16 protein-coding genes and 1 tRNA gene are annotated in these 18,588 nt (G+C 63.5%); 9 read left to right on the forward strand and 8 right to left on the reverse strand.

Translation table 11 applies throughout. The features are described 5' to 3' along the window. Positions 1–16 precede the first annotated feature (16 nt). Together NKI06_RS23960 and NKI06_RS23965 are read right to left on the reverse strand one after the other, a co-directional pair. A complete protein-coding gene (locus tag NKI06_RS23960) occupies positions 17–994 on the reverse strand; it encodes a cation diffusion facilitator family transporter (RefSeq protein ID WP_352987422.1) in 978 nt (325 codons plus the stop codon). 14 nt (positions 995–1,008) lie between these two features. Next, positions 1,009–1,695 (reverse strand): GNAT family N-acetyltransferase, encoded by a 687-nt coding sequence (locus NKI06_RS23965; RefSeq protein WP_352560378.1) that lies wholly within the window; start codon positions 1,693–1,695, stop codon positions 1,009–1,011. Between the two features lie 83 nt (positions 1,696–1,778). On the opposite strand from NKI06_RS23965, the gene NKI06_RS23970 reads away from it, so the two are divergent. Continuing rightward, positions 1,779–2,963, forward strand: coding sequence for a pyridoxal phosphate-dependent aminotransferase (locus tag NKI06_RS23970; RefSeq protein ID WP_352560377.1), 1,185 nt, complete (start codon positions 1,779–1,781; stop codon positions 2,961–2,963). A 12-nt stretch (positions 2,964–2,975) separates the two neighbouring features. Here the strand turns inward: NKI06_RS23970 and NKI06_RS23975 are convergent, their stop codons facing one another. Then, the gene (locus NKI06_RS23975) at positions 2,976–3,737 is read right to left on the reverse strand and encodes an SDR family oxidoreductase (RefSeq protein WP_023671933.1); all 762 of its coding nucleotides are present in this window, start codon (positions 3,735–3,737) and stop codon (positions 2,976–2,978) included. 333 nt (positions 3,738–4,070) lie between these two features. Further along, positions 4,071–4,808, reverse strand: a complete 738-nt coding sequence (locus NKI06_RS23980) for a tellurite resistance TerB family protein (protein WP_023671935.1) — start codon at positions 4,806–4,808, stop codon at positions 4,071–4,073. 295 nt (positions 4,809–5,103) lie between these two features. Between NKI06_RS23980 and NKI06_RS23985 the strand changes: the two genes are divergently transcribed. Beyond that, positions 5,104–5,373, forward strand: coding sequence for a YybH family protein (locus NKI06_RS23985; RefSeq protein ID WP_352987424.1), 270 nt, complete (start codon positions 5,104–5,106; stop codon positions 5,371–5,373). A gap of 23 nt (positions 5,374–5,396) precedes the next feature. On the opposite strand, the gene trhO is transcribed toward NKI06_RS23985, so the two are convergent. Further along, positions 5,397–6,323: an oxygen-dependent tRNA uridine(34) hydroxylase TrhO gene (trhO, locus tag NKI06_RS23990; RefSeq protein WP_352987425.1), complete on the reverse strand. Its 927-nt coding sequence runs from the start codon at positions 6,321–6,323 to the stop codon at positions 5,397–5,399. A gap of 174 nt (positions 6,324–6,497) precedes the next feature. On the opposite strand from trhO, the gene NKI06_RS23995 reads away from it, so the two are divergent. Further along, entirely contained in the window at positions 6,498–7,136 is a 639-nt protein-coding gene (locus NKI06_RS23995; RefSeq protein WP_352987426.1) for a 2-dehydro-3-deoxy-phosphogluconate aldolase, read from the forward strand. A 137-nt stretch (positions 7,137–7,273) separates the two neighbouring features. Here the strand turns inward: NKI06_RS23995 and NKI06_RS24000 are convergent. From NKI06_RS24000 to NKI06_RS24010, 3 genes are all read right to left on the reverse strand, one after another. Beyond that, positions 7,274–7,347 (reverse strand) — tRNA-Gln (locus tag NKI06_RS24000). Positions 7,348–7,467: 120 nt separating this feature from the next. Beyond that, positions 7,468–9,294 (reverse strand): peptidoglycan L,D-endopeptidase MepK, encoded by a 1,827-nt coding sequence (gene mepK, locus NKI06_RS24005; RefSeq protein WP_352987427.1) that lies wholly within the window; start codon positions 9,292–9,294, stop codon positions 7,468–7,470. 389 nt (positions 9,295–9,683) lie between these two features. Further along, on the reverse strand, positions 9,684–11,222 hold the full coding sequence (locus tag NKI06_RS24010; RefSeq protein WP_023671940.1) for a sigma-54-dependent transcriptional regulator: 1,539 nt from the start codon (positions 11,220–11,222) through the stop codon (positions 9,684–9,686). Between the two features lie 145 nt (positions 11,223–11,367). On the opposite strand from NKI06_RS24010, the gene NKI06_RS24015 reads away from it, so the two are divergent. The 6 genes from NKI06_RS24015 (at position 11,368) to NKI06_RS24040 (ending at position 18,474) form a co-directional block, all read left to right on the forward strand. Continuing rightward, positions 11,368–13,206, forward strand: a complete 1,839-nt coding sequence (locus NKI06_RS24015) for a M3 family oligoendopeptidase (RefSeq protein ID WP_352987428.1) — start codon at positions 11,368–11,370, stop codon at positions 13,204–13,206. A 414-nt stretch (positions 13,207–13,620) separates the two neighbouring features. Beyond that, positions 13,621–14,337 carry a helix-hairpin-helix domain-containing protein gene (locus NKI06_RS24020; protein WP_352987429.1) on the forward strand — a complete coding sequence of 239 codons (717 nt, stop codon included), beginning with the start codon at positions 13,621–13,623 and terminating at the stop codon, positions 14,335–14,337. A 163-nt stretch (positions 14,338–14,500) separates the two neighbouring features. Next, positions 14,501–15,646, forward strand: a complete 1,146-nt coding sequence (locus NKI06_RS24025) for an aminodeoxychorismate synthase component I (RefSeq protein WP_352987430.1) — start codon at positions 14,501–14,503, stop codon at positions 15,644–15,646. Then, the gene (locus NKI06_RS24030; protein WP_031192935.1) at positions 15,595–16,257 is read left to right on the forward strand and encodes an aminotransferase class IV family protein; all 663 of its coding nucleotides are present in this window, start codon (positions 15,595–15,597) and stop codon (positions 16,255–16,257) included. Before NKI06_RS24025 ends, NKI06_RS24030 begins: the two co-directional genes overlap by 52 nt. Positions 16,258–16,309: 52 nt before the next feature. Continuing rightward, the gene (locus NKI06_RS24035) at positions 16,310–17,233 is read left to right on the forward strand and encodes a heme-dependent oxidative N-demethylase family protein (protein ID WP_023751326.1); all 924 of its coding nucleotides are present in this window, start codon (positions 16,310–16,312) and stop codon (positions 17,231–17,233) included. Between the two features lie 2 nt (positions 17,234–17,235). Next, positions 17,236–18,474, forward strand: a complete 1,239-nt coding sequence (locus NKI06_RS24040; RefSeq protein WP_352544935.1) for a hypothetical protein — start codon at positions 17,236–17,238, stop codon at positions 18,472–18,474. The last annotated feature ends 114 nt before the right edge of the window (positions 18,475–18,588 follow it).

Consider the following 18,588-nt stretch of genomic DNA (forward strand, 5'->3'; position numbering starts at 1 on the left):
GCCATGAAATTCCCTGTCAGTGATAATGGCCGTGATGCGGTGGCGCACCATGGTCGTGGTCATGATCGTGCTCGTCACGGCTGTCGGCGCACTGGCCGAATTCCGGTTCAACCGTGGCGTGGCTGATGCCGTGTTCGGCGGCGAGCCGCTTCTTGATGGCGCTGACCGCCTGGTGCGCATCGACGCCATCATTGAGGCAGGCGTGCAGCGTCGCCATGTTGCTGGACCCGTCCAGCGACCAGACATGCATGTGATGCACTTCGCGCACGCCTTTGACGGTGCCGGCAATGTCCTTGGCGATGAGGTCGCGGTCGAGGCTTGCCGGCACGCCTTCGAGAAGCACATGAGCGGCTTCGCGCATCAGCGACCACGCGGTGGACAGGATCAGCACGGAGACCAGCACCGACAGAATCGGGTCGATCGGCGTCCAGCCGGTCGCCAGAATGACCAGCGCCGCCACGATCGCCGCCGCCGAGCCGAGCAGGTCGCCCAGCACATGCAGGATGGCGCCGCGCATGTTGAGACTGTCGCGGTCGCCGCCATGCAGCACGAAGAACGAGGCGATGTTGACCAGGAGCCCTATGATCGCCACCACCAGCATCGGCCCGCCCAGCACCGGCGCCGGCGTCATCAGCCGGCCCCAGGCTTCGTAGACGATCCACAGCGCAATGGCGAAGATGGCGATGCCGTTGGTGTAGGCGACCAGCGTCTTTACCCGGCCGAAGCCATAGGTGAGGCGCACGGTCGCCGGCCGTCCGCCAAGATGGAAGGCATACCAGGCAAGGCCGAGCGCGATCGAATCGGCGAGCATGTGGCCGGCATCCGCCAGCAGCGCCAGCGATCCCGTCAAAAGGCCGCCAAGCACTTCGGCGACCATGAAGCCGGCGGTCAGGCAGGCTGCGATCAGCACACGTTTCTTGTCGGTCGAGCCATGCACGTGACCGGCGCCGTGGCTGTGGCCGGCATGCGAACCATGATCATGGCTGTGCGCCATCGCCGAAACTCCTGCTACGCGCCGAACTCGGCGCGGAAATCCTCGAGCCGCCGCTTCTGCCCGCCTTCGCCATCGAAATTGGCCGGATCGAGCCATGCCTCATAGGCTTTGCGCAGCGCCGGCCACTCCTTGTCGATGATCGAGTACCACGCGGTATCGCGGTTTTCACCCTTGACCACAAGATGCTGGCGGAAAATGCCCTCGAACTTGAAGCCGAACCGTTCCGCCGCACGCTTCGACGGCTCATTACGGTTGTTGCATTTCCACTCGTAGCGGCGATAGCCGAGCCCATCGAAAATGTACTTCATGAACAGGAACTGCGCCTCGGTCGCCGCCGCTTTTCGCGAAATCAGCGGGCCCCAATAGATGTTGCCGATCTCGATCACGCCATAGGCGGGATCGATGCGCATCAGCGTCTGGCGTCCGGCGACCTTGCCGCTGGCCTTGTCGATGACGGTGAAGAACAGCGGATCCTCGCTGGCCTCGACCTTATCCAGCCATGGCTGAAAGGCGGCGCGGGTTTCCGGCGGATAGTCGGGCAGCCAGGCAAAGCGGCCGTCAATGTCGGGCACGGATGACGCCTCGTAGAGGCCGTCGCCATGCTTTTCAGCGCTCAGCGGTTCGAGCCGGACATAGCGGCCGTCGATGGCCTTGCGCTCCGGCCGCGGGCGCGGCTGCCAGTCCGTAAGATTTTCCGACACCAAAAACTCCAATCCGTTTGACTTTTGTGAGCAGACGCTCACAAAAACGCGACCCAACAGCAAGAACCACACGGACGGGAAAAATGCTCCACACGATTTCGGCCTTCGACCGCCTCGGCGAAGAAAACGCCTTTGCTGTGCTGGCGCGGGCGACGGCGCTGGCGCAACAGGGTCGCGACATCGTCAATCTCGGCATCGGCCAGCCCGACTTCAAAACGCCGCAGCACATTGTCGAGGCCGCGATCAAGGCGCTGCGCGACGGCCACCATGGCTACACCCCGGCCAATGGCCTGCTGGCGACGCGCGAAGCGGTGGTGCGGCGCACGCTGACCACTACCGGCGTCGAAGTCTCGCCCGAGAATGTAATGATCCTGCCCGGCGGCAAGCCGACCATGTTCGCGGCCATCTTGATGTTCGGCGAACCCGGCGCCGAGATCCTCTATCCAGACCCAGGCTTTCCGATCTACCGCTCGATGATCGAGTTCACCGGCGCCGCGCCCATTCCGGTGCCGATCCGCGAGGAGAACGGCTTTGCCTTCTCGGCAGAAGAGACGCTGGCGCTGATCACGTCGAAGACCAGACTGCTAATCCTCAACTCACCGGCCAACCCGACCGGCGGCGTCACGCCGCGCGCCGAGATCGAGAAGCTGGTAAAGGGACTGCAAGCGCATCCGCAGGTCGCTATCCTCTCCGACGAAATCTACGACGTCATGACCTATGACGGCGAGACGCATTTTTCGCTGCTCAATTTTCCGGAAATTCGCGACCGGCTGATCGTGCTCAACGGCTGGTCGAAGACATGGGCGATGACCGGCTGGCGCATGGGCTGGTCGATCTGGCCGAATGGCCACAAGGGCGCGCATCTCTACGACAAGGTGCGCAAGCTGGCGGTCAATTGCTGGTCCTGCGTCAACGCGCCGAGCCAGTTCGCCGGCATCGCCGCCATCGACGGCCCGCAGGAGGATGTCGACAAGATGATGCGCGCCTTCGACAACCGCAGGAAGATCGTGGTCGAGGGGCTGAACGCGCTGCCCGGCGTCTCCTGCATCACGCCCAAGGGCGCCTTCTATGCCTTCCCCAATGTCTCGAAGACCGGCTGGAAGGCGAAGAAACTTGCCTCGGCGCTGCTCGAAGATGCCGGCGTGGCGCTGATCGGCGGCCCCGATTTCGGCATTCTCGGCGAAGGCTACATCAGGCTTTCCTACGCCAATTCCGAAGAGAACATCTTGCGAGCGCTGGAGCGGATCGAGGCGTTTTTGAAGAAGTAGGCCTTCGGCTGCTCACCCACGCCCCACGAACGGCATCTTGGTCGCCATCACGGTCATGAACAGCACGTTGGCGTCGAGCGGCAGGCTGGCCATGTGGACGACGGCGTCGGCGACGCGTTGGACGTCCATCACCGCCTCGGCGGCGATGGTGCCATTGGCCTGCGGCACGCCGACCGTCATTGCGTGCGCCATATCGGTCAGCGCGTTGCCTATGTCGATCTGGCCGCAGGCGATGTCATAGGGCCGGCCGTCGAGCGCCAGCGTCTTGGTCAGCCCCGATATGGCGTGCTTGGTCGCGGTGTAGGGCACCGAGCCCGGCCGTGGCGCATAGGCCGACACAGAGCCATTGTTGATGATGCGGCCGCCCATTGGCTTTTGCTTGCGCATGACGCCGAAGGCGGCGCGGGCGCATAGGAACGATCCGGTGAGATTGACGCCGACAATATCGTTCCAGACCTCGACCGGGATCTCGTCGATCGGCGTCGACTTGTAGCTCATGCCGGCATTGTTGAAGAGCAGGTCGACGCGGCCGAAGGCTGCGGCCACCGTCTCGAACAGGTCATCGACTTCGCCGGCCTTGCTGATGTCGCAGGCAACTGCCAGCGCCTTGGCGTCCGCTTTCCCGGCTTCGGTAATGGCGGCGTCGAGCACCGCTTTGCGGCGGCCGCAAAACACCGTGTTCCAGCCCGCCTTGAGCAGCGCCGTGGCGACGCTCTTGCCGATGCCGGTGCCGGCGCCGGTGACGATGGCGGTTTTCTCTGTGAGGGCTGTCATGGATTTTGCTCCTGCGCGCCGCGCATCCCCGGCACAGATCGGGGTGCATCCGAATGCACCGACCCATCGCAAATGAGGGCGATCATGGCAAGCCGGACACTAATGCATGTCGCTCAAAAGTGGCCCCGGTTCTGAGAGAACGACATGCATCCGGACAAAAACATGAAGCGCCACGCGCTTTATGTGATCGGTCCGACAAAAAGGGCGGTCATTGGCGACCGCCCCCTGATCTGAACCGGGCTTGGGAGGAGGAAAAGCCGATCCGACTAACTAAAATCATGCGCTTCCTCGGTAAACGAGAAGTTAACGCTTTTCCCGCCGCGGCTGCGTTGTCTACCAGCGCGGGTTCGGCGCCGTGCCTGACGGAACCGGCACCTTGGCCGCCGACACCGTCGCCTCGACATGATCGACGAGCGCATCCGGCAGGCCGAGCCGGCCGGCGAGCAGGTCGAGATAGCCGCGTTCGGCGCGCGTATCGGGGTCGATCGTCAGTCGGGACGCCGTGTAGAGCTCGAGCCTCTGCTCATCGGTCTTGGCGCCTGCGACCAGCGTATCGAGGTCGAGCGGGCTGTCCAGCTCGGCCATCAGAAACTTTTCCGCTTCCGTGCCGATGCCGGCCAGACTGAGTTTGCCGGCGATCTTTTGGCGTTCCGCGTCATCGACATGGCCATCGGCCTTGGCCGCCGAGATCATCGCCCGCACCAGGGTCAGCGTGAACTCGTCCTCCCCCTGTGGCGCCTGTGAAGGATGAAAGCCGGTGTCGGCGGGCGGCGGCAGCAATTCCGGCTGGCCGGCCGCCGGCGCCTGCTCGGGTGCATTGCCGGCCTTGTAATTCTGGTAGGCCTTGTAGGCGAGACCGCCGATCGCAGCCAGTCCGCCGAGCTTCACGGCCGTGCCGGTGACCTGCCGTCCCGTGCCGGTTCCAAGCAGCACCGCGGCCAGCGCACCGGCGGCCAGCGGATTGTCCTTGGCCATCTGCACAGCCTGCCCGGCCTTGTCGCGAACGGTGCCGGTTGTGCCGGGAACTTGCGAGCCGAGCAGATCGTCGAGAAGCTTCTTGGGGTCGAACATGGTGCCTCCAGAAAAGGGCCCGCGCCAACGTGGACGGGCAGGTTTTGGACGTTGCAGACGTAGGTCCCGATTGTTGACATTACAATGACGGACCGGCGCTTTGCTATCGGCGCCGGCAATGCCGCAAATCAAATTCGATGTGTCGAAACCCGCCTCGGCTTCGGTTAGTGTCGCCGCAACGTCGGCGAGGGAGGAGTTTTGCCGTGACCGATCAGCCAGACCGCGACCAAGCACGAGATCCCCAGGACCTGGAGCGCCTGCTAATTGATCGGCAATGGGCGGGAGACATTGGGGCATGGTGGCGCTGTTCGAACCCGATGCCGTCATCGACACCGGAGCAGCCGAATTGACGCGTGGCCACGAGGCGATCCGCGCTTTGTTCGAAGCCTTTGCCGAGAGCGGGCGAAAATTCCAGCGCGGCGAGCAGCGCCCGGCGGCCATCAACGGCGACCTCGCGTTGACGTCGACCAGGCTTGCCGACGGCTCGATAATCTCAGAGGTCGCGCGCCGGCAGAGAGATGGCACATGGCTGTGGGTGATCGACCGCTATTCCGTCGCGTGGTGATCCAGTCAGGGCGTCGGCGGCACTTAACTGCCGATATGTCCCCTGCCCTGCGCCTGCGCAAGTTCGACCTGGCGCTGGCGCTCCGCATAGCGGGTGCGATCCTCATCCGAGCGTGCCTCGTAGCAATGCGGGCATGACACGCCGGTGGAAAAATGCGGCGACAGCCGGTCCTCAGGCGTCAGCGGATGCCGGCAGGCGCGGCAGAGTTCGGCCTCGCCTTCGGTCAACCCATGCGACACCGAGACCCGCTCGTCGAAGACGAAACACTCGCCCTGCCACAGGCTGTCTTCGGCCGGGACCTCTTCAAGATATCTGAGGATGCCGCCCTTGAGATGGAACACATCCTCGAAGCCGAGCGACTTCACATAGGCCGTCGCCTTTTCGCAGCGGATGCCGCCGGTGCAGAACATCGCAACCTTGCGGCCGTCGAGTTGGTCGCGGTGTTTTTCCACCCAGGCCGGGAATTCGCGAAAGCTCGACGTGCGCGGGTCCACCGCGCCCTCGAACGTGCCGATCGACACTTCGTACGCGTTGCGTGTGTCGATGACGATGGTGCCGGGGTCCGAGATCAGCGCGTTCCAGTCGGCCGGCGCGACATAGGTCCCCGCACCCGTCGCCGGGTCGAGGTCTTCGACGCCCATGGTGACGATCTCGCGCTTCAGCCGCACTTTCATGCGATGGAACGGCATTTCGGCGGCAGTGCTGTATTTGACCTCGAGATCGGCAAGACCCTCGATGGCCTCGAGATAAGCGATCAGGTCGGCTATGTCGGTTTCGCTGCCGGCGACCGTGCCGTTGATGCCTTCCCGCGCCAGAAGCAGCGTGCCCTTGATGCCGCGCCCGCAGCAGAAGGCGGCAAGCGGCGTGCGCAATTCTCGCAGCGCGTTGAAGTCGCCCAGCCTCGCAAATTTGTAGAGCGCGCCGACGCGCACGGGTTCACGGTTGGTCATCGCCAAGCCACTAGACCGTGGTCAAAGCGGATTCAAGGCAGAGCTAAAGACACCTTGTCGGTATTCGCCAGCAGGCTCGTTGGCCGACATGTGACATCGCGGCAGGCCGGGTTTCGTGGACTCGGAATCGGCCTTCTGCTAATCGGTTGAAATCACCCAGGGAGAGACAAGCCAATGCCCAGCAAGACCGAAAAGCTCCTGTCGCTGCTCAATGGCCAGCCGGTCATTCCGGTGCTGAAGATCGCCAATGTCGCGGACGCCGTCCCGCTCGCCCGGGCCCTGGCCGTCGGCGGCCTGCCGGCGATCGAGATCACGTTGAGAACCGCCGATGCGCTGGAAGCGATCCGCCGCGTGGCCGGTGAGGTCGAGGGCGCCATTGTCGGCGCCGGCACAATTCTCGATGCCAAGCAGTTCGACCAGGCAGCGGCGGCTGGCTCGAAGTTCATCGTCAGCCCCGGCATCACGCGCGAGTTGCTGGCGGCGGCCAAGGACAGCGACGTTCCCTTGCTGCCCGGCGCCATCACGCCCGGCGAGATCATGGCTGCCCGCGAGGCCGGCCTGCGGTTCCTGAAATTCTTCCCGGCCGAACAATCCGGCGGCATCGCCTCGCTGAAGGCCTTTGCCTCGCCGCTGGCCGACGTGAAATTCTGCCCGACCGGCGGCATCTCGGCCAAGAACGCCGCCGACTATCTCAGCCTGTCCAACGTTATCTGCGTCGGCGGCTCGTGGGTGGCGCCGGACGAGTTGGTCAAGGCCGGCAAGTGGGATGAGATCGAGGCGCTCGCACAGACCGCGAGCAAGCTCGGAAAATAACCTCCGCTACTTTGTCTTTGCGCAATTCCCAAGGGAAGCGCTCCGCGCTTTCCCGGGAAAATCACAGTGTTCCCGGAATTGCACTCGGCACAAAAACCCGCCAGCTGCGCCGACCGGGTTTGCACGCGTTGAGATTTTGGTTCCCGCTCATGGGCTCGAACCACGATTCACGCCTTCAAAGGGCGCTGTCCTACCATTAGACGAAGCGGGAATGCAGTTTGGTGGTTAGCATTCTGTTGCGATGGAAGCCAGTGCTCGATATCTCGCTAGAAGCAAAAGCCGCACGGCTTGCCCAGCGCGGCTTCGATTTCGATATTGACCGGGTCACGCCCTACTTCGTCTGGAAGCGGGCGACCGAAAGGAATTTTACGGCATTGCCGGTGAAGCGGTTGGCATCGGCCATCTGGTTGTCCGCCTGGAAGCCTGCGGTGTAGACCTCGCTCGGCGGCGTATGCACGATGTTGTAGGCATAGCGCGGCGCTGTCGTCGGGCTGGAAACGGTGGCGATGTTGTCGCCGCTGCTCAGCGCCCAGCGCGCCGCCTGCGGTTCGGCTGCCACCACCACTGCCTTCGGTCCTGGCTTCAGGTCGCGGGCCGAAGCCCTGGCTTCCTTGCGTGTCGTCTTGACGCCGGCGCCGATCACCGAGGCTGGATCGGTACCGGCGGGACGGGCAGCAATAGCGCCGCGCGGCGATGCGGCATCGACACCTGACGGATCGTTGAACGCCGAGCGAGGCTCGAGCGACGCAACCTGATAGTCGTCGGTAGCACTGGCTGTATCGGCGGCGCTGGCCTGTTCGAGAACCGCCTTGACCTCGTCCGGACGCTGCGACGGCAGCACCGAGAACGCGTCGGTTGCGGTCTGCTTGTGGGCAGCCGTATCGGCCAGCGCCAGCAGCACTCCCTTGTCCTGCGGCGCAAGCTCAGCCGGTGGCGAAGAGCGGTCGGGACGCCAGGTCGGTAACGGGACGTTGACCGCGACCTGCGCCGGAGCGGCAGCTTGATCGGCCCCCTGGTCGGCATTGCTCGCATCGGCGGTGCCGAACGGCACATTGGCCGGCGCCTGCGCCGTCGCCGCCGTCTGTTCGGTGGTGGCATCGGCCACGCCGAACGGCACGGTCTCAGGTTGTTGCGCGCCGACATCGGCCTTCGGCCGCGGTGCGAAAGCGGGCAGCGGCACTTCCTTGGCGGGCAGCGCGGCGATGATCGTCTCCGGCGTGTCCTGCGGCTCCGAATCGTCAGCGCTGTCGTCGGCAAGCTGCGGAATGTTGGCGCGCTTGGCGTTCTGCGGCGACACGATCGCGATGCCAGGCAGATTGCTGTTGTTGTTGCTCGTGGCAGCCAGCACCGGCTTCACGCTTCTCGGCGGCGGCGCGGCGGTAGCGACATCGGCGCTGTCGTCGGCTTCGTCTTCACCGCCACCGCCAAAGAACGCGGACAGGAAGCCACCGGATTTCTTGGTGCTGCCGCCTGCGCTGGCCATCATGATGGCAGGAGAACCGGCGCCCTTGCGCGCCTTGTAGGAGGCGAGCGCCTGGTCATAACCCGGCAACGGCCTGCCGTCGCTCGGCACATGCAGCGTCTTGCCATTGGGGAACAGGCTGACCAGTTCCTGGCGGCTGATGCCTGGCCAATGCCGCACATTGCCGACGTCCATGTGGACGAAGGGCGAACCCGACGACGGATAGTAGCCGACGCCGCCGCCCTGCATCTTCAGGCCGATGTTGCGCAGCTTTTTCAGCGGCACACCCGGAATGTAGAAGTCCATCGCCTTGCCCAGCATATGCTGGCTTTCCTTGGCGACACCGCGGCTGCGGCTGCGCAGCATCGAATTGGTCGACGGCGAGCGATAGCCGCAAACGACCTGGATGTAGTCGGTGGCGCCGGCCTGCCGGTAAGCTTCCCACACCAGATCGAGCAGGCGCGGATCCATCTTGGTCGGTTCGTTGCGACGCCAGTCGCGCAGGATGATGTTGATCTTCCTGAGGCCTGCCGGATCGTAGCGGCCATTGCGCTTGTAGACGATCTCGGCCTTTTCGTGCGTGTGGAGGTGATAGAGCTTGAGCGAGCGCGTTTCAGCGCTGGCGCCGGCAGCAGTTGCGGCGAGGAAAGCGAACGCAACGATCAACGCTGCCAGCCATCTCGGCCAGACGCCCATGTGATCGCGCCGCCCGTTTCTGTGTCGTTCGACTTTGTTCAAATCAAAAGGCCTTGCAGGCTGCCGTTTGTCCCCGGATTTGTCCAAACGGATGCGTGGTTCTCACATCCGAATATCGATCCTAATGGTTAATCATCGCTTATTGAAGCCGAAATGCGGTAACACCGTGGCGATATCCCGTCAAAAATAATACACAGGATTTCTTGGTAAACTGCTGGTTTAGATCAAGATTCAGCCTTTTCCCGCTACACGATCTGTTACCGCTGGCCTTAATGCGTGAACAACGCTGTCCGCATCAGCCATATTCCCGCCCCAACCCTTATGCAGCGCCGGATGTGGCATGGCAAGCTGGTCCCGGCCTTGCGTTGGCAAGCTGTGGAATTCGGCGTTCAGGAGGCAAGGCGGTCGAGGCGGCCGGTTTCCGGGTCGATGCCGTATTCCTTGAGCTTGCGGTAGAGCGTCGAGCGGCCGATGCCGAGACGCCGTGCGACCTCGCTCATCTGGCCGTTGTAATGGTCGATGGCGAGCTTGATCATTTCGAGTTCGACATCGGCCAGCGCACGCACATTGCCACGCTCGTCCAGCGCCCTCAATGTGCCGAAACGCTGAAGCAACCTGGCCGGAGGGGCGAGCTCGGCAGCTGCAGTACCGGCATCATCAGTCTGCGCGCCATCGCCTTGCGATCCGGTGCTCAAGGCCATGCCGGGGTCCGACAAGGACGCATCGGCGTCGAGATTGACGGTGCCGTCGACCTGCGCCCGGATCTGCGGAAATTCGTCAGTCGTGAGCACATCGCCTTCGGCAAGCACCGAGGCCCTGAACACGGCGTTTTCCAGCTGCCTGATGTTTCCCGGCCAATCATAGGCCTGCAGCATGGCCAGTGCGGCATCCGAGATGCCGTGCAGGCGATTGCCCGCCGGCGCCACCTTGTCCATGAAATGCTTGACCAGATAGGGGATGTCGTCGCGGCGGTCGCGCAGCGGCGGCACGACGATCGGGTAAACGTTGAGCCGGTAGAACAGGTCCTCGCGAAACTTGCCGTCCTTGACCTGCTGCAGAAGGTTGCGGTGCGTGGCCGAGATCAGCCTGATGTCGACCCTGACGGTGGAACGGCCGCCGACCGGATCGACCTCGCCATCCTGCACGGCGCGCAACAGCTTGACCTGCACGTCGAGCGGCAGGTCGCCGATCTCATCCAGGAACAGGGTGCCCGAATGCGCCTCGACGAACTTGCCGGTGTGCTTTTCGGTGGCGCCGGTGAACGAACCTTTTTCGTGACCGAACAGGATCGATTCGACCAGATTGTCGGGGATGGCGCCGCAATTGACGGTGACGAACGGCTTTGTGCGGCGTTCGCCGCTGCCCTGGATGGCGCGCGCCACCAATTCCTTGCCGACGCCCGATTCGCCCTCGATCAGGATCGGGATGTTGGAGGCCGCAGCCTTCTGGCCGAGGCGGATCACCCGGTCCATCGCCGGGCTGTGCGTGATCATGTCCTTGAAGGTCAGGTGGCCGCCGCGACGCCGCGACGTGCGCTTGACCTCGTCCTCGACCGCCTCGACCTTGAGCGCGTTGCCGACCGCGGTCTGCAGCCGGTCGGGAGACGCCGGCTTGACGACAAAATCGAAAGCGCCGTGGCGCATCGCCGAAACCACCGTTTCGATGCCGCCCTGCGCAGTCTGCACGATGACGGGAACAGTGATGCCGCGCTCGCGCATCGCCTTCAGCACGCCGATGCCGTCGAGGCCCGGCATGACAAGGTCGAGGATGACTGCCGAAATATCCCTCGCATTGGGTCCGTCAAGCGCGCTCAGACCGGCCTCGCCGCCATCGGCAACGATGGCGCTGTGGCCGAATTTCGTCACCGCCGCCTCGAGCAGCCGGCGCTGCACGGGATCGTCATCGACTATAAGAATGGAACCTGTCATGACTGATTTGAGTTGCCCGCCTGGGAAATTCCCATGGATCATCTTGGCACAGGGTTCTAAACAAGGTTTCAAAAAACCCGGTGAACGAATTCCTTAGGATTTGACCGGCTTGTCCTTTCCCCTTGATTCCAGAAGGTAATTGTTGATGAGCAGGATTCTCGGTCGGCAGCTTGCGGCGGTAGCGTCCGGTCAGGGCGCGGCGGAACTCGGCGACCTGCCGGAATGGAATCTCGCCGATCTTTATTCCGGCATGGAGGCGCCCGAACTGAAGCGCGACCTTGCCAAGGCGGCGGCCGATGCCGTCGCCTTCGAGAACCGCTGGAAGGGCACGCTGGCTGCGGAGGCCGAGCGCGGCAGCGCCGGCAGGCTTGGCGAGGCGCTGACAGCCTATGAGGCGCTGGAGGAACTGATCGGCCGCATCGTCTCCTATGCCGGCCTGATCTATGCCGGCAACACCGCCGATCCGCAGCGCGCAAAGCTCTATGGCGACATCCAGGAGAAGATGACCGACGCCAGCGCGCATCTTTTGTTCTTCGCGCTGGAGCTGAACCTGATCGACGACAAGGCGCTAGAAACAGCCCTCGCCGCCGACGCCGGCTTTGCCCATTACCGCCCCTGGGTGCTCGACCTCAGAATGGACAAGCCCTACCAGCTCGAGGACCGGGTCGAGCAGCTGTTCCATGAGAAATCGATCACCGGACGCGGTGCCTGGAACCGGCTGTTCGACGAGACGATGACCGATCTGCGCTTCGACATAGACGGCGAGGAACTGACGCTGGAGCCGGCGCTGAACCGCCTGCAGGACGCCGATGGGGAGGTCCGCCGCCGCGCCTCCGAAGCGCTGGCCGCAACCTTCCGCAAGAGCCTGCGCACCTTCACGCTGATCACCAACACGCTGGCCAAGGACAAGGAGATTTCCGACCGCTGGCGCGGCTTCGAGGACATCGCCGATTCACGCCATCTCGCCAACCGCGTCGAGCGCAGCGTGGTCGACGCGCTGGCGTCGGCCGTGCGCGAAGCCTATCCGCGCCTGTCGCATCGCTACTACGCGATGAAGGCGCGCTGGCTCGGCATGGAGGTGATGAACCACTGGGACCGCAACGCCCCCTTGCCCGAGACGCCGCAGGCCGTGATCCCTTGGGACGACGCCAGGAACACCGTGCTGTCGGCCTATCAGCGCTTTTCCCCCGATATGGCGGAGATCGCCCGCGTCTTCTTCGACCGCAACTGGATCGACGCGCCGGTCAGGCCCGGCAAATCGCCCGGCGCCTTCGCCCATCCGACCGTGCCTTCGGCGCACCCTTACGTGCTGCTCAACTACATGGGCAAGCCGCGCGATGTGATGACGCTGGCGCATGAACTCGGCCACGGCGTGCATCAGGTGCTGGCCGGCGGCCAGGGCGCCCTGATGGCTTCGACGCCGCTGACTTTGGCCGAGACGGCCTCGGTATTCGGCGAGATGCTGACCTTCCGTTCGCTGCTCGACCAGACCACCGACAAGCGCGAGCGCAAGGCGATGCTCGCCCAGAAGGTCGAGGACATGATCAACACGGTCGTGCGCCAGATCGCCTTCTACGAGTTCGAGCGCAAGGTGCATGCAGAGCGCAAGAACGGCGAACTGACCTCCGACAAGCTCGGCCAGTTCTGGCTCGAGGTGCAGGCCGAAAGCCTGGGGCCGGCGATCAAGCTGCGCGAGGGCTATGAGGTCTTCTGGACCTACATCCCGCACTTCGTCCACTCCCCCTTCTACGTCTACGCCTATGCCTTTGGCGACTGCCTGGTGAACTCGCTCTACGCGGTCTACCAGAACGCCGAGCATGGCTTCCAGGACAAGTATTTCGAGATGTTGCGCGCCGGCGGCACCAAGCATCACTCGGAGCTTCTCGCGCCCTTCGGCCTCGACGCCACCGACCCCGCCTTCTGGCAGATCGGGCTTGGCGTGATCGGCGGCCTGATCGACGAGTTGGAAGCGCTCGACAGTTAATGCGCGCACCCATTGGACCGATGGCGCAGAGTGGCAGGTTCAGCAGCGGCCTCGACTTTGCAGAATCGCAGAACAGTTTAGCCGGGATGCATGTGACGGCAGCGCTGTTCTTGTTCTAAATACCTGTTCTTGAATAACTCTCCGGCGAAATTTTCCGTTAGCTTTCCCGAAGCCGTATGATAGCTTTCCGACCGAAGCTCAGCCGGGCGCGCGGCTTAAGGCCGGACAGCATCCCGGCCCATGGCAGCGGTCTGACGAATGCGACAGCGACGGTTGGCAATGGGCGGCAAAGCCGAACGCCGACACTCGACGACAGACCGGCTGTTCCCTGAGCCGCCGAACCACATTGGATGATCCGATCTGCCAAGGTCATGACTTGGGACGGCGGCGGACGGATCCGACTGGAGAGAGACGATGACCTTCTTTTACATTGTCCTGGCGTTCCTTGTAGGTGTGTTGGTTGGCTGGTTTATCTGGGGCCGGCTGCGCGGCGAACTTGACAGCCTGCGCGGCGATCTCGACCGCACCCGCAGCGAGCGGGACAGACTGCGCGCCGACGCCGACCGCCTGACCGGCGAACTCGACGCCTGCGGCAAGACCCGCGCCGATCTCGAACGCCGGCTGCGTGAAACATCGGCTCCATCCGCCAAGCCTTCCAGTTCGGCGCCGGCCGCGCTGGTGTCGACAGCGGCAACGGCCAAGTCCGCCCCGGCCGCGAAACCGGCCCCCGCCAAACCCGCCGCGGCCAAACCAGCTGCGGCCAAATCCGCGGACGCAAAACCAGCGGCCAGCAAACCTGCCGCCGCCAAGGCCGCGCCCAAAGCCGCGGCTTCAAAGCCCGCCGCCGTCCCGAAGAAGGCCGCCCCGGCAGCTGGGAAGGCCGACAATCTGCGCCGCCTGATCGGTATCGGCCCGGTCAACGACAAACTGCTCAAGGGCCTTGGCATCACGACCTACGCGCAGATCGCCGGCTGGACCGCGGCCGATGTCAAGCGCATCGAGGACACGCTGAATTTCGACGGCCGCATCGCCCGCGAAAAGTGGGTCGAGCAGGCCAAGCTGCTTGCCGCCGGCGACGAAAAGGAGTTCGCACGCCAATTCCCGAGCGCCGGGACCGCCAACAACAGCTGATCTGTCATCGGCAACATAACCAGAAGGCGGCGCTCTCGGGCGCCGTCTTTGTTTTTGCATTCGCCACTGTCTTTGCGCCCTGCGACGCCGCTCCCTCGATTGCACGCCGCCCGGCCCCCATATAGAGCGGTTCTGGCGTCATCGACCGCAGTACCCGAGCCCCATGCCCCTGCCCTCTGCCATTTTCCGCAACGATGAAAGCGGCCGTCAGTTGGTCTTCGACCACCAGGCCGACATCATCATTGCCTATGATGCCAAGGATTTTCTGCCGGCGCTGGTGGCCGCGCAGGCGGCGAGCGATGCCGGCAAATGGCTGGCCGGCTATTTCTCCTACGAAGCGGGCTATCTGCTCGAACCGAAACTGGTGCCGCTGCTGCCTGAAGGCCGGCGCGCGCCACTGGTTTGTCTGGGTGTGTTCGATGCTCCGGTCGAAGAGGCCGTGCCGCGCAACGATGCGCCGGCCACCAATGGCCCCATCTTCGACGCCAGGGCCAGTTGGTCCGCTCAGGACTACGCCAAACGCTTCGCGCGCCTTCACGACCACATCCGCAAGGGCGACTGCTACCAAGGCAACCTGACCTTTCCGGTCCGTGCCCAATGGTCGGGCGATCCGGTTGCTGCCTTCGACGCACTGACAGGACGCCAGCCGGTCAAGTATGGCGCACTGATTTCGCTCGGCGATCCCATCGTCTTATCGCGTTCGCCCGAGCTGTTCTTCGAGATCAATGCCTTAGGCATGATCGAAACCCATCCGATGAAGGGCACCGCACCGCGCGGCGCGACCAAGGCCGAGGACGCGCGGTTGAAGTCCTTCTTGCGCAGCGACGAAAAGAACCAGGCCGAGAACCGGATGATCGTCGATCTCCTGCGCAATGACATCTCGCTGATCAGCGAGGTCGGCACGCTGGAAGTCCCGGAACTGTTCCGCATCGAGAGCTACCCGACCGTCCATCAGATGGTGAGCCGTGTGCGGGCGAAGCTTCTGCCTGATCTCGGCATCCGCCAAATCTTTGGCGCGCTGTTTCCCTGCGGCTCGATCACCGGCGCGCCGAAAATCCGCGCGATGGAAATCCTGCACGAGCTGGAAGACACACCGCGCGACGTCTATTGCGGCGCCATCGGCTGGATCGCGCCTGGCGGCATGATGCGCTTTTCGGTGGCGATCCGCACTATATCGCTCTTTTCCAGTGGCGAGGCAGTTTACAATGTCGGCGGCGGCGTCGTCTTCGATTCGACCGCGCAAGAGGAGTATCAGGAGTGTCTGCTGAAGGCGCGCTTCGCGACGGGGACACCGCCGATTTCGAGCTGATCGAGACGATGCGCTGGGAGCCCGGCCAGGGCTTTCTGCGTTTCGAACGCCATCTCGCACGCCTTTACGGGTCGGCGGAAGAACTCGGCTTTGCCTGCGATCCGCAGCGGATCGGCGAGGTGCTGGCGAATACTATCGGGGCGCAGCAGACGGCGCTGCGCACCCGGCTCGTCCTGCAGCGCAATGGCGAGGTGACGGTTTCTGTTCAGCCTTACGAGCCACTCGCCGCCGACAAGGTCTGGCGGCTGCGACTGGCGCGGGTCCGGCTCTCCTCCACCGACACGCTGCTGCGCCACAAGACCGGCCGGCGGCAAGTCTACACTCACGCCCGCTCCGAATATCTGATCACCCAGGCCGACGAAGTGTTGCTCGCAAATGAGCGCAGTGAAATCTGCGAAGGCACCATCACCAACGTCTTCGCCGATTTCGGTGATGGCATGCTGATGACACCCAGGCTCGACTGCGGCCTGCTGCCTGGCGTATTGCGCGCCGAGCTGCTGGACGAAGGGCGCGCCCAGGAGGCGATCCACAGCTATGACGAGTTGAAATCCGCCAAAACACTGTTCGTCGGCAATTCTCTGCGCGGCTTGATCCCGGCAACATTGGCCTGATACGAAGCGGCTGCGAGAATAACCGCCGGCATTGGACACTTTCTAGCGAAGCATGAATTCTCGTCAGCCCACGCACACGCCCTATGATGGCTCCTCAAAGCTCTTCACCATCGGGCTGAAGCCGCTCGAGCTCGACAAGTGGATCGAGGTCGACCGGTATCTCTTCGACCATCTCGCCGAAAAGCGCCGGCTCTATGCCGAAATTCCCGACAAGGTGTTTGTCGAGGAAGACGGCACGCGCGACACCCAGCGCGAAGTGCGCGGCCTCATCGAAGCACATCTGCTGTCGACATTTCCCGGGATGTACCGGCGCACCAATGCCGGGGTTGAGGTCATTGGCGCCAAAGCCGACTCTGACGCCACCTTCCACGATGCCCCGCTGGTCGCAGCGTCGCTGCTCGTCCAGGAAGACCTGATCCTGATGCGCCGTGACGACACCGGCTGGCGGCTCGCCGCCGGCTCGCTGTGTTTCCCGTCATCCTGGTCGCTGGTCGAGAAGTTCGGCCGGCCGCTGCAGCAGATCCACGCACCGGTGCCGGGCTTCGGTCCGGGCACCAGGCCGGCGGAGCTCATCAACCGCATGTTCGACGGCCTGCAGGGCCAGGCCGTCGAACGCTTCAACTGGTCGATCCAGGCCGGCGACGCGCTCTATCATCCGCTCTCCAATGTCGAGCGCATCGACCGTGCCACCAACCGCCCCTCGCGATTTCCCGACGGCGACGTCAACGCCCACGCCTTCATCCGCGTCGAGCGCCAGACGCTGCGCAAACTGCCTCTGTCGCGCGACATCCTGTTCACCATCCGCATCCATCTCGACCCGCTGAAAGTGCTGGCGCGGCATCCCGACCGGGCAACGCTTGCCGCCTCTTTCGCGGCGCAATTGCAGGCGCTGGATGAGGCTCAACTCGACTATAAGGGGATGACATCAGACCGTGACCGGCTGATGCAACGCCTGCAAACCATGGCTCAGGAGTGACGATGATCCGACATGTTCTGAAGCTAGCCGTCCTGCTCGGTGCATTGCTGGCGTTGCCGGCAACAGCGCATGCGGAACCGGTGACCTATGCGGGGAAGCTCGGCAACATCGACATCGTCGTCGAGTTTACCGGTGATCCGGCGACGGCTGGAGAGGCACTGGCGGGCCGCTATTTCTACCGCTCCAAGGGCGTCGATATTCCTCTGCAGGCGAAGTCGAGCAAGGGCGCCACCTTTCAATTGGCCGAGGAAGAAGCCTGCGATGCCAAGAAGTGCGGCGACGGCCAGGCTCCACCCATCGGCGCCGTCTGGCGGTTGAGTTCCGCCGACAAGGGCAAGACGCTGGAAGGCACCTGGACTGCCAAAAAGACCCTGCCGCTGAAGCTGACAAGGATCGCCAGCCGTGCCCAGACGGAGACGCCGGCGACGACGCCACGCGATCTCTATGATTTCACCGACATGACATTCTCGGGCGACGATGCGCCGATCACCATGGCGGCATCGCCCTACGACTATCTCAAGCTGGATTTCGCGCCCAAGGCAGACGCCAAGGAAGGTTGGCCGGATGCAGCCTACAACTATGTCACCGATCCGCGCACCAAATTCGCCAGGCCGCGCATCGTCGATCTCGCCGGCAGTGCGCCGATCGAAGCCGCCAATGCCTTGCTGCAGAACCGCCATTGGCATGACAGCCTCAGCGCCTTGACATGCGCGGCGCTGCAATATGCCGGTTTCCACGACGGGCCGCCGATGGAGGGCATGGACGACGATTCGCTTGGCGGCTATGAAGACACGACGTCCAAAGTTACGTCATTGACGCCGAAGCTGATGAGCTGGTCGGAATCCGGCAGCCTCTATTGCGGCGGTGCGCATCCGAACAACTATTCCGACGCCTATGTCATGGACGTGCGCCGTGGCGCCTTGCTTACCCTTCAGGACATGTTTTCCGATACGGTCGACGGCAAGCCAGGCCCCTCGCTGGCCACCTTCGTCAAGGAGAAGCGCAAGAAGCCAAGCGACCAGACCGAGGTGGATTACGAGGCCGAATGCGGCATCGACGATTTGATCGGCGACTATCTCGGCGCCAGCCTGAAGCGCGATGGCGACAGGCAGGTTCTGGTCTTCGGACTGCAAGGTTTGCCCAACGTCATCCAGGCTTGCGCCGGCGATCTCGTTGAAATCCCGGACTCCGAAGCACAAGCGCTGCTCACGCCGGAATTCGCGAAACTGCTCGAACCGTAGGCGCATCTGCGCCGTCGGGAACTAACCTTATCCCTGCTTTTCGCTTTATTGTGACAATGATCTATGGTTTGTCGCGCGGCGGTCGAACGGCCGTTTTGGCGCGTTGCTTGAAGG

The sequence above is a fragment of the Mesorhizobium sp. M0772 genome, from assembly GCF_040320135.1.
Taxonomy (GTDB): Bacteria; Pseudomonadota; Alphaproteobacteria; order Rhizobiales; family Rhizobiaceae; genus Mesorhizobium.

What these genes read in the sequence shown, in the direction of transcription:
- NKI06_RS23960 (WP_352987422.1), bottom strand. Translation starts at nt 994, where the DNA reads ATGGCGCACAGCCATGATCATGGTTCGCATGCCGGCCACAGCCACGGC.
- NKI06_RS23970 (WP_352560377.1), top strand. Translation starts at nt 1,779, where the DNA reads ATGCTCCACACGATTTCGGCCTTCGACCGCCTCGGCGAAGAAAACGCC.
- NKI06_RS23975 (WP_023671933.1), bottom strand. Translation starts at nt 3,737, where the DNA reads ATGACAGCCCTCACAGAGAAAACCGCCATCGTCACCGGCGCCGGCACC.
- NKI06_RS23980 (WP_023671935.1), bottom strand. Translation starts at nt 4,808, where the DNA reads ATGTTCGACCCCAAGAAGCTTCTCGACGATCTGCTCGGCTCGCAAGTT.
- NKI06_RS23985 (WP_352987424.1), top strand. Translation starts at nt 5,104, where the DNA reads ATGGTGGCGCTGTTCGAACCCGATGCCGTCATCGACACCGGAGCAGCC.
- trhO (WP_352987425.1), bottom strand. Translation starts at nt 6,323, where the DNA reads ATGACCAACCGTGAACCCGTGCGCGTCGGCGCGCTCTACAAATTTGCG.
- NKI06_RS23995 (WP_352987426.1), top strand. Translation starts at nt 6,498, where the DNA reads ATGCCCAGCAAGACCGAAAAGCTCCTGTCGCTGCTCAATGGCCAGCCG.
- mepK (WP_352987427.1), bottom strand. Translation starts at nt 9,294, where the DNA reads ATGGGCGTCTGGCCGAGATGGCTGGCAGCGTTGATCGTTGCGTTCGCT.
- NKI06_RS24010 (WP_023671940.1), bottom strand. Translation starts at nt 11,222, where the DNA reads ATGACAGGTTCCATTCTTATAGTCGATGACGATCCCGTGCAGCGCCGG.
- NKI06_RS24015 (WP_352987428.1), top strand. Translation starts at nt 11,368, where the DNA reads ATGAGCAGGATTCTCGGTCGGCAGCTTGCGGCGGTAGCGTCCGGTCAG.
- NKI06_RS24020 (WP_352987429.1), top strand. Translation starts at nt 13,621, where the DNA reads ATGACCTTCTTTTACATTGTCCTGGCGTTCCTTGTAGGTGTGTTGGTT.
- NKI06_RS24025 (WP_352987430.1), top strand. Translation starts at nt 14,501, where the DNA reads ATGCCCCTGCCCTCTGCCATTTTCCGCAACGATGAAAGCGGCCGTCAG.
- NKI06_RS24035 (WP_023751326.1), top strand. Translation starts at nt 16,310, where the DNA reads ATGAATTCTCGTCAGCCCACGCACACGCCCTATGATGGCTCCTCAAAG.
- NKI06_RS24040 (WP_352544935.1), top strand. Translation starts at nt 17,236, where the DNA reads ATGATCCGACATGTTCTGAAGCTAGCCGTCCTGCTCGGTGCATTGCTG.